At 73.5% G+C, this 12,776-nt stretch carries 11 protein-coding genes; 8 read left to right on the forward strand and 3 right to left on the reverse strand.

Annotated elements, in window-relative coordinates:
* Positions 1-77: 77 nt before the first annotated feature.
* The 5 genes from FGE12_RS19660 to FGE12_RS19680 all read left to right on the forward strand — a co-directional run bounded on the left by FGE12_RS19660 (position 78) and on the right by FGE12_RS19680 (position 6,286).
* Positions 78-1,352: an MFS transporter gene (locus tag FGE12_RS19660; RefSeq protein WP_153868056.1), complete on the forward strand. Its 1,275-nt coding sequence runs from the start codon at positions 78-80 to the stop codon at positions 1,350-1,352.
* Positions 1,353-1,457: 105 nt separating this feature from the next.
* The gene (locus FGE12_RS19665) at positions 1,458-3,542 is read left to right on the forward strand and encodes a PAS domain-containing sensor histidine kinase (protein WP_153868057.1); all 2,085 of its coding nucleotides are present in this window, start codon (positions 1,458-1,460) and stop codon (positions 3,540-3,542) included.
* A gap of 14 nt (positions 3,543-3,556) precedes the next feature.
* Entirely contained in the window at positions 3,557-4,081 is a 525-nt protein-coding gene (locus FGE12_RS19670; RefSeq protein ID WP_153868058.1) for a hypothetical protein, read from the forward strand.
* 55 nt (positions 4,082-4,136) lie between these two features.
* Complete coding sequence (locus tag FGE12_RS19675; RefSeq protein WP_153868059.1) at positions 4,137-4,682, forward strand: glutathione peroxidase; 546 nt, start codon at positions 4,137-4,139, stop codon at positions 4,680-4,682.
* A gap of 77 nt (positions 4,683-4,759) precedes the next feature.
* On the forward strand, positions 4,760-6,286 hold the full coding sequence (locus FGE12_RS19680) for a hypothetical protein (RefSeq protein ID WP_153868060.1): 1,527 nt from the start codon (positions 4,760-4,762) through the stop codon (positions 6,284-6,286).
* On the opposite strand, the gene FGE12_RS19685 is transcribed toward FGE12_RS19680, so the two are convergent.
* Positions 6,283-7,176 (reverse strand): LysR substrate-binding domain-containing protein, encoded by an 894-nt coding sequence (locus FGE12_RS19685; protein WP_153868061.1) that lies wholly within the window; start codon positions 7,174-7,176, stop codon positions 6,283-6,285. The genes FGE12_RS19680 and FGE12_RS19685 overlap by 4 nt on opposite strands.
* A 103-nt stretch (positions 7,177-7,279) precedes the next feature.
* Here FGE12_RS19685 and FGE12_RS19690 point away from each other — a divergent pair, with 103 nt between their 5' ends.
* Positions 7,280-8,188, forward strand: a complete 909-nt coding sequence (locus FGE12_RS19690; RefSeq protein WP_153868062.1) for a DMT family transporter — start codon at positions 7,280-7,282, stop codon at positions 8,186-8,188.
* Between the two features lie 100 nt (positions 8,189-8,288).
* On the forward strand, positions 8,289-9,029 hold the full coding sequence (locus FGE12_RS19695) for a dienelactone hydrolase family protein (RefSeq protein ID WP_153868063.1): 741 nt from the start codon (positions 8,289-8,291) through the stop codon (positions 9,027-9,029).
* Positions 9,030-9,047: 18 nt separating this feature from the next.
* On the opposite strand, the gene FGE12_RS19700 is transcribed toward FGE12_RS19695, so the two are convergent.
* Together FGE12_RS19700 and FGE12_RS19705 are read right to left on the reverse strand one after the other, a co-directional pair.
* A complete protein-coding gene (locus tag FGE12_RS19700; protein WP_153868064.1) occupies positions 9,048-10,673 on the reverse strand; it encodes a hypothetical protein in 1,626 nt (541 codons plus the stop codon).
* A 77-nt stretch (positions 10,674-10,750) separates the two neighbouring features.
* Complete coding sequence (locus FGE12_RS19705; protein WP_153868065.1) at positions 10,751-11,737, reverse strand: alpha/beta fold hydrolase; 987 nt, start codon at positions 11,735-11,737, stop codon at positions 10,751-10,753.
* 169 nt (positions 11,738-11,906) lie between these two features.
* On the opposite strand from FGE12_RS19705, the gene FGE12_RS19710 reads away from it, so the two are divergent.
* Positions 11,907-12,764 (forward strand): helix-turn-helix domain-containing protein, encoded by an 858-nt coding sequence (locus FGE12_RS19710; RefSeq protein ID WP_153868066.1) that lies wholly within the window; start codon positions 11,907-11,909, stop codon positions 12,762-12,764.
* Positions 12,765-12,776 lie beyond the last annotated feature (12 nt).

Here is a 12,776-nt window from a genome sequence, read left to right on the forward strand (position 1 = left end):
GGAGCGGACACTGTGGAAAGCGCAGGATTGGAGCCCGGGCGCCGCCCGCGGTGTGCGAGGCTCCCGGGCCTCCGACCATGCCCTCCGACAGCTCCACAGCGCCTTCGACCACCGCTCCTCCGACCAGCGCCCTGCGCATCCGCGGCTACGCCACCTTCCTCGCCACCTTCATGCTGGCGATGATGGCGGACAACATCGAGCACGTGATCAGCTACTGGGTGGCGTTCCAGAAGTTCCACTCGGCGGCGCTCGGCGGCTTCGCCGTCGTGTCGCACTGGCTGCCCTTCCTCGTCTTCTCGGTCCCGGTCGGCGCGCTCAACGATCGCTTCGACTCGCGGCGCCTCATCCAGGCGGGGATGGTGCTCTTCATCGGCGCCTCGGTGGGCTGGGGCTACTTCTTCGCCACCGGCACGCTGCAGCTCTGGCACGCCATGGCGCTGCTCACGCTGCACGGTTGCGCGGGCGTGCTGTGGAGCACCTCGAGCCAGATGCTGCTCTACGACATCGTCGGCCCGGCCTCGCTCGCCAGCGCGGTGCGCCTCAACGCCACCGCGCGCTACCTGGGCGTGCTCATCGGCCCCGGCGTGGGCAGCCTCATCCTGCGCACGCTGGGGCCCACCCACGGCATCTTCCTCAACACGCTCTTCTACCTGCCGCTGCTGCTGTGGCTCGTGCGCGCGCCCTACGGCCGCCACTTCCGCGCCAGCTCCGCGCCCGCGCCGCGCCGCGCGGTGCGCGGGCTCGCGGACATCCTGCACACCATTCGCGACGTGCGGGGGCTGCCCGTGGTGGGCGGCATGGTGCTGCTCGCGGGCGCTGCATCCTTCTTCGTGGGCAACAGCTACCAGGCCCAGATGCCCGGCTTCGCGGAGGACCTCGGCCACGCGGACCCGGGCCTCACGTACACGCTGCTGCTGGGCGCGGACGCGGCCGGGGCGCTGCTCGCGGGCGTGCTGCTGGAGGCCCGCGGGCGCTGGCTGCGGATGACGCCCGCCTCCGCCCTGGGGCTGGCGCTGCTCTGGGGCGTCGCACTCGCCACCTTCGCCGCCATGCGCTCCTATCCCCTGGCGGTCGCCGTGCTCTTCGTCGCCGGCTTCCTCGAGCTCTCCTTCAGCAGCATGACGCAGGCGCTGGTGCAGCTGAACGCCCCGGACGACATCCGGGGCCGCGTCCTCGGGCTCTTCAGCATGTCCGCGATGGGGCTGCGCACCTTCAGCGGCTTCACGGTGGGCCTGCTGGGCAGCCTCACCAACATCCACCTGTCGCTCGCGGTCTCGGGGCTCGCCTTCTCCGCTGTCGCGGCAGGGCTGCTGCTGCGCCTGCGCACAGGTGCCGCCCCGCGCGCACCCTGAGGCTTCGGCCACCGGGGGCGCGAGCGCCCACCATCGGACACACCGCGCGGGCGCCGCAGTCGGGGTGGCGGCTGCGGGGGGGACCGGGGATAGTGGCCGGAGATCATGCATGACCTCGCCGCCTCCTCCCGGCTCATCGAGCACCTGAGCGCGCTCACCGATGAGCTCCGGGTCACCCTCCAGCACCAGGGCGAGTCGCTCGCCGAGACCCAGCGGCGGCTGAGCACGCTCTTCGAGCGCGCGCCGATGAGCATGCAGCTCATCGACCGGGACGGCCGGACGCTGCAGGTCAACGCCGCGTGGAAGGCGCTGTGGAAGATCCCCGACGCCATCGTCGAGGGCTTCATCCTGCGCAGCTACAACATCCTGAAGGACCCCCAGCTGGAGGAGAAGGGCATCGCCCCCTACTTCGTCCGCGCGCTGCAGGGCGAGAACTGCCACATCCCGGCCGCCCTCTACGATGCGACCGAGCAGGGCATGGAGGGCCGGGCGCGCTGGGTCGAGGGCTTCCTCTACCCGGTGAAGGACGACGCCGGCCGCGTCGAGCAGCTGGTGCTGATGCACCAGGACATCACCGAGCGCAAGGAGGCCGAGGCCCTCATCCTGCGCAAGAGCGCGGAGTTCGAGGCGGTGTTCCTGCACCTGCCCGAGCCGGTGGTGATGGCCTCGGCGAGCCGGGACATCGTGCTCGTGAACCCCGCGGCGTGCGCGCTGCTGGGCTACGCCCCGGCCGAGCTCGTGGGCAAGCCGCTCGCGTTCATCCAGCACGAGGCGGACGGCTCCGGGGGCGCAGGGCAGGGGGAGGCAGACGCCTCCGCCCCCACAGAGCGCCACTACCGCCACCGCACGGGCGACCCCATCCTCACCGAGACCACCACGTCGGTGGTGCGGACCCCGGACGGCACCGTCCTCGGCTCCGTGAGCCTCGTGCGCGACATCCGGGAGAAGCGCCGCGCCGAGCGGATGATGGCCTTCCTCTCCGAGGCGGGGAACGTGCTCGCCGCGTCGCTCGACCACCCGCAGACGCTGTCCGCGCTGGCGCGACTCGCGGTGCCGGCCCTGGGGGACTGGTGCATCGTCGACCTGCTCGAGGACGACGGCACGGTGCGCCGCGCGGAGGTGGTCGTCGCGGACCCGGCGCAGCAGCCGCTCGCGGCAGAGGTCGTGCGGTACGCGCCGGGCCGGGACCACCTGCAGCATCCCCCGGCGCGGGCGCTCTTCGAGGCGAGGCCGCTGCTGCTCCCGCGCGTGGACCCCATGCAGGTCGCCGAGCTCTCGCGCGGCGATGCCCACGCGCGCACCATGGCCGCCACGGGGTTGCACTCCATGATCTGCGTCCCGCTGGTGGCGCGCACCCAGACCCTGGGCGTGCTCACGCTGTTGCTCGCGGGCACGAAGCGCAGCTACGACGAGAAGGACCTCTCTTACGCGAAGCAGCTCGCGAGCAAGGCGGCGCAGGCGGTGGAGAACGCGCGCCTGTACCAGCGGGCCACGGAGGCGATCGCCGCGCGCGACGAGTTCCTCGGCGTCTGCTCGCACGAGCTCAAGACGCCCATCACCTCGATGAAGCTGCAGCTGCAGGCGGCCACCGCGCAGAGGGGCGTCGGCAGCACCGCGGCCACCCTGCCGCCGGCGCTCGGCAAGCGGCTCGAGGTCGCGACCCGCCAGCTGCGCCGCCTGGAGAAGCTCATCGAGGACATGCTGGACGTCTCGCGCATCGTCAGCGGCCGGCTCACCATGACGCTGGAGCCGCTGTCGGTGCGCGAGCTGGTCGCGGACGCGCTCGACCAGATGGGCGAGAAGTTCGCCGCCGCGGGCGTGCCCCTCTCGCTCCAGGTCGAGGCGGACGCGCGCGTGCAGGGAGATCGCCTCCGGCTCACCCAGGTGATCGACAACCTGCTCTCCAACGCGCTCAAGTACGGCGAGGGCAAGCCGGTGCGCGTGCGGGTGCACCAGGAGGGCGGCCGCAGCCAGGTGGCCGTCGAGGACCAGGGGCCCGGCATCGCCGCTGGCGACCGGCAGCGCATCTTCAAGCGCTTCGAGCGGGCCGCGGCGACGCGGAACATCGGCGGCCTGGGGCTGGGGCTCTACATCAGCCGGCAGATTGCCGAGGCCCACGCCGGAAGCCTGGAGGTCCACAGCGAGCCCGGACAGGGTGCGCGCTTCGTGCTCGAGCTTCCGCTCGCCTGAGAGGAGAGGACCCCATGGGTGCCGTCGGCGCAGTCATCATGAGCTTCTTCGGCGCGGTGTTCGCGGCGCTGACCCTGCACTCGCAGCGGGGGTGGAGCGGGCCCTCGCTCGCGGCCCCCTTCGCGGTGTTCGCCGCCCTCGCGCTCGCCGCGCGGACCGCGAGCCGGCTTCCCGGCCCGGGGCTGACCCACTCGGCCCGGGCGGGGCGCGCCATCCTGTGGAGCAGCACGGCGGAGGGGGTGGGCATCTTCGTCGCCGCCAACGTGGTCGACAACCTGGGGCACCCCGAGCTGCTGCTGCCGGCGATGGCGCTGGTGGTGGGCCTGCACTTCCTCCCCATTGCGTTCGCCATGACCTTCCGGCCCTTCTACGTCCTCGGCGCCGCGCTGCTGGCGGCCTCGGCTGCCGGCTTCCTCCTCGCTCCGCCGCTGGGGCCGCAAGTGTCGGGCTTCGCAGCCGCACTGAGCCTCTGGGGGGCCGCCGCGCTCGCCGTGCTGCGCGAGCGCCGCGCGCGCAGCCGTCCTCCGGTGGCCGCCTGAGGCCACTCGACCCCGCGCGCCTGCTCGGGCGCGCTCACCTGAAGGAGTCCCGCCGATGAACCTCTTCGACATCCCCCTCACGCGCATCGACGGTGCGCCCGCGAGCCTCGCCGCCCACCGCAGCAAGGTGCTGCTGCTGGTCAACGTGGCGTCGAAGTGCGGCCTCACCCCGCAGTACGCGGGGCTCGAGGCGCTCTACCGCGAGAAGCGCGCGCAGGGGCTCGAGGTGCTCGGCTTCCCGGCGAACAATTTCCTCGGCCAGGAGCCCGGCACGGAGGAGGAGATCGCCACCTTCTGCTCCAGCTCCTACGACGTCACCTTCCCGCTCTTCTCGAAGATCAGCGTCGTCGGTGTGGACAAGCACCCGCTCTACCGCGAGCTCACGCAGGCCGCGCCGCAGGCGACGGGCGAGGGCCCCATGCGCCAGCGGCTGCAGGGCTACGGCATCGCGACGAGCCCTCCGGGCGAGGTGCTGTGGAACTTCGAGAAGTTCCTCGTCGGCCGCGACGGGCGCATCCTCGGCCGCTTCGCGCCGGACGTGGAGGCGAGCGACCCGCGGCTGCGCTCCGCCATCGACGCGGCGCTCGCTGCCTCCGCCTGAACCGCGAAGGGGGGAGGGGGGCTTCCCACCGTCTCGCACCTTCGCCTACGTTCCCCCTCCTCACGAGGGGGGAGTGCATGTTCGAGTCGAAGCGCGGGTGTGTCCTGGCGGTGCTCGCAGGTCTGTGGCTGGGCGGCTGTGAACCCGGAAGCGCGCTGCAGACGGACCCGGGCGCGGCCGGCAGCGACGTGCGGGCCACCTCCGAGGCGGAGCTGCAGCGCGCGGTGGTGCCGGGCAAGGAGCTGGTCATCACGGACCGCTCCGTCCTCGAGAGCCCGGTGGAGACCACCTTCGACCCGGCCCACCCGGACGGCCTCTCTCCGCAGGGGGCGTGGAGCTTCGGGCGCCTGGTGCACAACATGCTGCCGCGCGGCCAGCGCGGGGATGCGCGCGCGGCCTCGCGCTTCACCGTGCAGTGGCTGAAGAGCTGGGAGAGCGCCCAGTCCCCGAGCACCAGCGTGCGCGCCTCGGCGCCGCGCGCCACCATGCGCACCGTGGTGCTCGAGCCCTGGAAGCTCGCGAGCGGCTGCAGCGCGGGCCCCGAGAGCGACGACACCTGCGTGCTGGACTTCCGCCGCGCGCCCTTCCAGCTGATCGCGATCGTGAACCGGCCGGACCTGCGCATCGTGGCGGGTGACGACACGGCCATCGGCGGCGAGGGGCGCTTCGTGTTCCAGGCCGTGGGCCCCACCCTGAGCCAGACGCCCGAGGGCATGACCTTCATCGCGGACGCGACGCCCACCCCGCAGAAGCTCACCGTCATCTTCGAGTACTCGCTGCCCGTCTCGCACCGCTTCGAGACGCTGCTCTGGGCGCAGCGCTGGCACCTGCTGGGCGCGCTGCCCTTCGGCCCCGCGTACAACGCGCTGCTGCGCACCGTGACCGCGGGCTTCAGCGGGCCGGACATGGACCTGCGCCGCCCCAACGGCAGCGCGCTGAACCAGCTGCGCACCAACGAGGTGGCGCTGCTGGGCAGCCGCACTGTGTCCCCCAGCCTGCCGCCGCAGATCTGGGAGCTGCGCGAGTTCCACCTCTCGCGCGAGACGGGGCTGCTGCAGCAGCACACCGTGAACCTCGAGCCCTCGCGCGAGTTCGACCTCCCGCCGCGCGGCACCCTCGAGCGCTCGCAGCAGCTCGCCGAGGTGTTGCTCGCCAACCGCGACGCCGTGCTCTCCAACACGCACCGCCTGCCGCCCGAGATGCTCGCGAACTCCACGCTGGTGGGCACGGGGCTGCCGGCCTGGGGCTCGGGCGGCACCTTCACCACGGCGGACGGGCGCACCGTGGACCCGGCGCTGCGCACCGCCTTCGCGCTCAACACCTGCGGCGGCTGCCACCGCCACGAGACGGACACCCGCCACACCCCCGAGCGCGCCGCTACCACCGGCACCTTCCTGCACCTCACGAACCCGCGCGCGCTGGACACCGTGGACCGCCCCGCGGACCTGGACCACACCAGCCTCTCCGCGTTCCTGCGCTCGGAGATCGCCGCGCCCACCCCGGAGCGCCCGCTGGGTGGCCCGCGCTACGCGGACTTCACCCAGCTGCTGCGCATGCAGCCGCAGGACGTGTGCAACGCGACCGGCCTGCGGGTGTGCGGCTAGGGGACGGCCCCCTCGGCCCGGGCCTCGCGCTCGAGCCACGCGATGAAGCGCTGCGCCGCGGCCCCCGGCACGCGGTGCGGCGGGTACACCACGTAGTAGGCGAGGCCCAGTGACACGCTGGGCCCCGGCAGCCGCACGAGCCTGCCGTCTTCCAGGTACGCGGCGGCGAGGCGCTGGCGCGCGAGCACCGCGCCCAGCCCCGCCGCGGCCGCGTCCAGCGCGAGCGCCGAGTCGCTGAAGGTGTGCGCCGCCTCGGGCCGCAAGCCCCGCACGCCCGCCTCGCGAAACCACTCCGACCAGCGCGGCGACACGTCGTCCACCAGCGGCAGGGCGGCCACGTCCTCGGCCGTGCGCACCCGCTTCACGCCCGCGAGGCGCGGGGAGGCGGCGGGAAAGAGCACGTCGTCCATGAGGAAGCGCGCCACCAGCCCCGGCCAGGGCCCCCGGCCGTAGCGCAAGGCGAAGTCCGGCCCGCCGTCCTCGAAGCGCGCGGCGCCCCGGTCCGCGTCCACCACCAGCCGCAGCTTCGGGTGGGCCTGGGTGAAGCGCCCCAGGCGCGGCAGCAGCCACGAGCGCGCGAGCGAGGGCAGCACGCTCACCCGCACCCGCGGCTCCTCGCGCGAGGCGTGCAGTTGCGTGAACGCTGCGTTGAGCTCTCCCAGCGCGCCGCCCGTGGCGTCCGCGAGCAGCTGCCCCTCGGGGGTGAGCGCGACGCCGCGCGCCTGGCGGCGGAAGAGCACCACGCCCAGCATCTCCTCGAGCCGGCGCACGTGGTGGCTCACCGCGCTCGCGGTGAGGTGCAGCTCCTCGCCGGCGCGGGCGAAGTTCAGGTGGCGCGCGGCTGCCTCGAAGGCGCCGAGCGCGGGAAGCCAATGCGCACGCAGGGACATGCTCGAGCCTCAAATCCGGTTTGGGTCTGCCTCCCAAACGATGCGCTTGTGAGGCGGCGACTTCAACGGCACATCTGCACCACCCACGAAAGAGGTGCGTGCCATGTCGGTCCCCGCGATGCCTTCCGCTGCCTGCACTGCTGCTCCTGCCGCCGCGTCTCCGCGCGACTGGGTCACCCCCGTGGAGCTGACCGTGCTCGGCGCCATCTGGGGCGGCTCCTTCCTCTTCATGCGCGTGGCCGCGCCCGAGTTCGGGCCCCTGCCGCTGGTGGGGCTGCGCCTCGCCCTGGGGGCCTCCGTGCTGCTGCCGCTGGTGTGGCACCAGCGCAGCGCCTTCTCGCGCAAGCACCTCTGGCAGGTGCCGCTGCTCGGGGTGGTCAACTCGGCCCTGCCTTTCGCCCTCTTCGCCTGGGCGGCGCAGCGGGCGCCGGCGGGCATCGGCGCCATCGCCAACAGCATGGCGCCGCTGTTCACGGCGCTGGTGGCGCTCGCCGCCTTCGGAGAGCGCATCAGCGCCCGGCGCGCGCTCGCGCTGGTGACCGGCTTCGCGGGCGTGGTGGTGCTCGCGAGCGGGCGCACCCACGGCAACGCCTCCACGCTCGCGGCGCTCGCCGGGGTGCTCGCCTCGCTGTGCTACGGCATCGGCGCGAACCTCATCCGCCGCCGCTTCAGCGGCCTGCCGCCGGTGGCGCTCGCTGCCGGCACGCAGCTGGGCGCAGCGCTCCTGTGCGCGCCCTTCGCCGTGGCGCAGTGGCCCTCGGCGCCCGTCTCGGCCCGCGCGTGGGTGAGCGCGGTGCTGCTCGGCGTGCTGTGCACGGGGCTCGCGTACGCCTTCTTCTTCCGGCTCATCTCCCGCGTGGGCGCACCGCGCACGCTCACGGTCACCTTCCTCGTGCCGCTGTTCGGCCTCGCCTGGTCCTGGCTGCTGCTCGGCGAGGCGCCCACCGCGAGCATGCTCACCGCCGGCGCGCTCATCCTCGCCAGCGTCGCCGTCAGCCAGCGCGCCCGCTGAGGGGGCAGGCGCGTGCACCGCCCGACAGGGCCGTGCACGCGGAGGTGGCGCACACGGCCGCGCTCCGCTCTGGTCGCCTTCCCCTTCCGGGAGGACCACCATGAGCACCGAGCGCACCGAGCTGGACATCAAGACGGCGGACGGCACCGCCCACGCCTGGCTCTACCGCGGCGGCGCGGGCGCGCGCCCCGCCGCCATCCTCTACCCGGATGCCTTCGGCGTGCGCCCGGCGACGCACGCCATGGCCGAGCGGCTCGCGGGGCTGGGCTACGTCGTGCTCCTGCCCCACATCTTCTACCGCGCGGGCGACTTCCCGCCCTTCGCCACGGATGCCTTCAGCCACCCGCCCGAGCGCGCGCGGCTGATGGCGCTCATCCACTCCATCACGCCGGAGCGCATCCGCATGGACAGCGCCGCGTACCTGGACGCGCTTGCCGCGCAGCCCCGCGTCCGCGCGGACCGGGTGGGGCTCACCGGCTACTGCATGGGCGGGCGCATGGCCTTCCTCACGGCCGCGATGCACCCGGAGCGCGTGCGCGCTGCCGCCGCCTTCCACCCGGGCGGCCTGGTGACGGATGCGCCCGAGAGCCCGCACCGGCTCGCGGGGCAGGTGAAGGCGGCGCTCTACCTCGGCGCCGCAGATGAGGACCAGGGCTTCAGCTCCGAGCACCAGGCCGCGCTCGCGCAGGCGCTGGGCGCAGCGCACGTGGACTACTGCCTCGAGCTCTACCGCGGCAAGCGGCACGGCTACGCGATGGCCGACACGGCCGTGTACGACGCGGACGCGGATGCGCGGCACTGGCGCCGGCTCACGGCGCTCTTCGCCGAGCAGCTCGGATAGGCCGCGCCCCGCGGCGGCTCAGGGGGCGCTGAGGAGGCCGGTGACGGCGTCTGCGAACTGCCCGGGCAGGCGCTGCTGGGTCTCCCGGCGGGCGAGGTCCCAGGTGGGAACGTCCATCGCGGTGACCACGAAGACGTAGTGGCGGCCAGGCTGGAGCATGCCCGCGGGCAGGCGCAGCGAGCGCAGCTCTGCGGGCAGGTCCACCTGCCCGGCGGTGGTTCGGCTCACGGTTCCCGGAGAGGGCTCGGTGAGACGGTAGAGGGTGAGCCGGTACGCGGTGGGGGTCCCGGTGGTCGGCGCGCCCCAGCTCAGCGTGGGCGTGAGGCTCGCGAGCGTCTGCGAGGCCGTGGCCGGGAGGCCATCCACGCGCAGGTCGGTAGGCGGGGAGAGCGTGGGGACGATCGGCGCGCCGACGACGTTCGCGAGCAGGTCCGAGCCGCCGATGCTGCGGTAGAGAAAGTGCTGGCTGCCCGACGGCAGCGTGAGCCGCACCCGGTAGAGGCAGGACGCGCCGCCCACCTCGGCCCAGCTGGACGGATAAGGATTGCCGTAGCTGAAGGTGGCGGCGAGGTCCGGCGCGTCCGGCGCGGTCTCGTAGTAGGAGAAGAGCTCGCCCGAGTAGCCGACCCAGCCGTACTCCGGGTGGATGCCGTAGGCGGCGGGGGTCACGTCGAACTGCATGCCCTCCAGCTCGGCGTCCGGGTGCACCTGCGCGCGCAGCGCGCGGAAGGCGCTGCTGCGAAGGTCCAGGGTGACGGAGCGCTGGGGCATCTCCTCGAGCCTCATGCCCAGACGCAGCGGTCCGCTGTCAGCGACGGAGGGCGCTGCGACCGTCCCCGCACGGCGTGCCACCATCGCGATGCCGGAGGTGCCCACGTTCTGGGCCGCACGCTGCACGAGGGTGAGCGTGTCGAGCGTTGGGTCGAAGTGCGGCAGTGAGGCGCTCGTGACCGGGAAGATGTCCGCCGGCGCATGGGAGACGGAGGTGGCGCCCGTGGCCGGCTGAGGATTGAAGGCCAGCTGCGCGGTGCTGCCCGTCTCCAGCCCCACCATCTCGAAATCATCGACGGCGCCGCCCTCGTTCCACGGGCTCAGCCCTTCGAGCGTGAGCTCCGCGGTCCTCACGCCGGGGCCCGAACCCTCAATGGAGACCCCCGAGTACGACACCCCCTGGCGCTCGAGGCGAGCCCAACCCCGGTTCACGCTGCGCGCGCTCGTGTACACGTAGCTGTTGCCGCTGCGAACGAGGTAGCCGCCGGCGTCAGGCACCCCGTGCACCGAGGCGATGCCGATCCCGAGCGAGGTGCTCGCGAGGCGCGTGTAGCCGCCGTCCGGCGCGGGCACCAGCACCTCGACCGGATTCGAGAGCACCTCGTAGCGCTCCGAATTGTCGTAGAGGTAGGGCACCCGGTTCGTCACCCGCACCTCGTCCTCCGTCATGGGCGGCACGCTCGCGTCCGGGTGGCCCGCATCCGGGGTGCCCACGTCCGGGTAGCCGGGCGGGACGCTCGCGTCCGGGGTGACGACGACGACCTCGGGGCCTCCCTCGGTGCCGGCATCGGGGGCGCGTGCGGGCGCGTCCGGGAGGCAGGCGGAGAGCAGCAGGGCGAGGCACAGCGGCGCAGCGAGGCGGGAGGAGCGCATGACCATCCAGGCGGGGAGATGGCCACGAAAGCTAGAAAGTCATCATCTCCGGGTCAAATCGGAGGGACACGAAAGGTTCACGGGCCCGCAACCCTCCACAGCCGCCGCGCCTCCTCCGCGATGACGTCCGGGAACTCCTCCTGGAAGAAGAGCTTCCCCTCGGGCACGCGGCGAATGCCCTGCGAGCGCGGGAAGGTGCGGTCCAGGTAGTCGGCGTCCGCGAGGGAGAAGATGGTGTCGCTCGCGCCCCACACGATGCGCACGGGGACCGTGCTGCGGCGCAGCTGCGCCTCGATGCCCTCGAGAGGGTTCGGCGCCAGCGCGAGGTGGAACTGGTGGTACTGCCGCCTTCGCAAGGGCGAGCTGACGAGCGGCTGCACGTAGTACTCGATGGTCTCGTCCGCGAAGCGCGCCGGGTCGTGGAACACCGCCGCGCCGAAGGTGGAGCGCGCCAGGGCCTTGTCGCTCAGCCACTTCGCCGTGGCGTCCGCGAGCGTCCCCGCGCGCGCCATCTCGATGACGGGCTGCACGCCCTTCGGAGGGCTGTCGGGCTCCACGTCGCAGTTCGTCAGCAGCAGCGAGCGCACGCGCTCGGGGTAGCGCAGCAGGAACAGCTGCGCCACGGCGCCGCCGCTGTCGCTCGCGACGAGGTCCGCCTTCGCCACGCCGAGCGCGTCCATCAGCGCCTCGAGCATGGTGGCCTGGGCCCCGGCCGCGATCGACTGGCCTTCGGGGACCTCCGAGTATCCCAGCCCCATGAAGTCCAGTGCGATGCAGCGCCGGTGCGCGGAGAGCCGCTCGAGCGCGCCGCGCCACTGGAAGCCGTTGAGCGGGGCTCCGTGCAGGAACAGCGCAGCGGCTCCCGCGCCGCGCTCCACGTAGGCGATGCGCCCGAAGGGCAGCTTCGCGAAGCGGCGCGCCGCGCGATACCCCGCGGCATCCAGCGGCGGGAGCCGCGCTGGGCGGGGCGTGGGCGAGCGGGCGTCTGCCCAGGAGAGGAGGGGGGCTGCGGCGCTCGCCGCGAGGGCGGCGCCGGTGAGCTGCAGGAAGTCTCTTCGCTTCATCGGGAGTCTCCAGCCATCCGTGAGGGTGCACGAGAGACGGTAGGAGCGCGGCCCCGGGCCCCGCGCGCACGGGCGGCCGGCGCCGAGCACGGGCGGATGAATTCCGGTTCCATTGCGGGGGGCTCCGGAGCGGTGCAGTGTGGTGTCTCCCGCGTCCAAGGAGCGTCGGATGAGCAGACCCTCTTGCTACCCCGCACCGCCCGCCGCGCTCTCGCGCGAGGGCCTGGGCGACCTGCCGGGCCTGGACGTGCTCACCTCGCCGGTGCCCTCCGGACGCTTCGACTCGCCGGTGGACGCGCGGCACGTGCTCTGCCTCCACGTGGGCGCGCCCGTTCCGGTCTCCTACCGCGCGGGCCGCGCGGAGCGGCAGGGTGTGCGGCTCCACGGTCAGTTCTGCGTCGTGCCCGGGGGCTCGAGCACCCGCTGGACCCTGTCGCAGCCCGCGACGTCCCTGCTGCTGCGGCTCTCGCCCGCGCTCCTGCGGGACACCGCGGAGGCCATGGGCGTGGGCGCGCAGGACGCCGCGCTCGTGCCCTCCATCCACATCCGCGACCCGCGCATCGAGAGCATCGGCTGGATGATGCAGGCGGAGGAGCGCGACGCGTATCCCGGCGGCCGGCTCTTCGCGGACAGCCTCGCCGCGGCGCTCGCCGCACGGCTCCTCGCGCTGCAGTCGCACGCGAGTGCTCCGCCCCCCGAGGCGCGGCGCGCCCTGCCGCCGTGGCGCCTGCGCCGCGTGCTCGAGTACGTGGAGGCGAACCTCGACCAGGACCTCACGCTCGCCGAGCTCGCGGGCGTCGCGGGCTTCAGCGCCTCGCACTTCAAGGCGCTGTTCCGCAACGCGGTGGGCAAGCCCATGCACCGCTACGTCCTGGAGCGGCGCGTGGAGCGCGCGCGGGTGCTCCTGTGCGAGGGACACAAGAGCGTCACGGAGGTCGCGCTCGAGGCGGGCTTCGCCCACCCGAGCCACCTCGCACGCTGTCTGCGGCGCGTGCTGGGCGTCACGCCTTCGCAGCTGCGGGGGTAGGTCGCGGCCCGC

It is taken from the genome of Aggregicoccus sp. 17bor-14 (assembly GCF_009659535.1).
Lineage (GTDB): Bacteria > Myxococcota > Myxococcia > Myxococcales > Myxococcaceae > Aggregicoccus.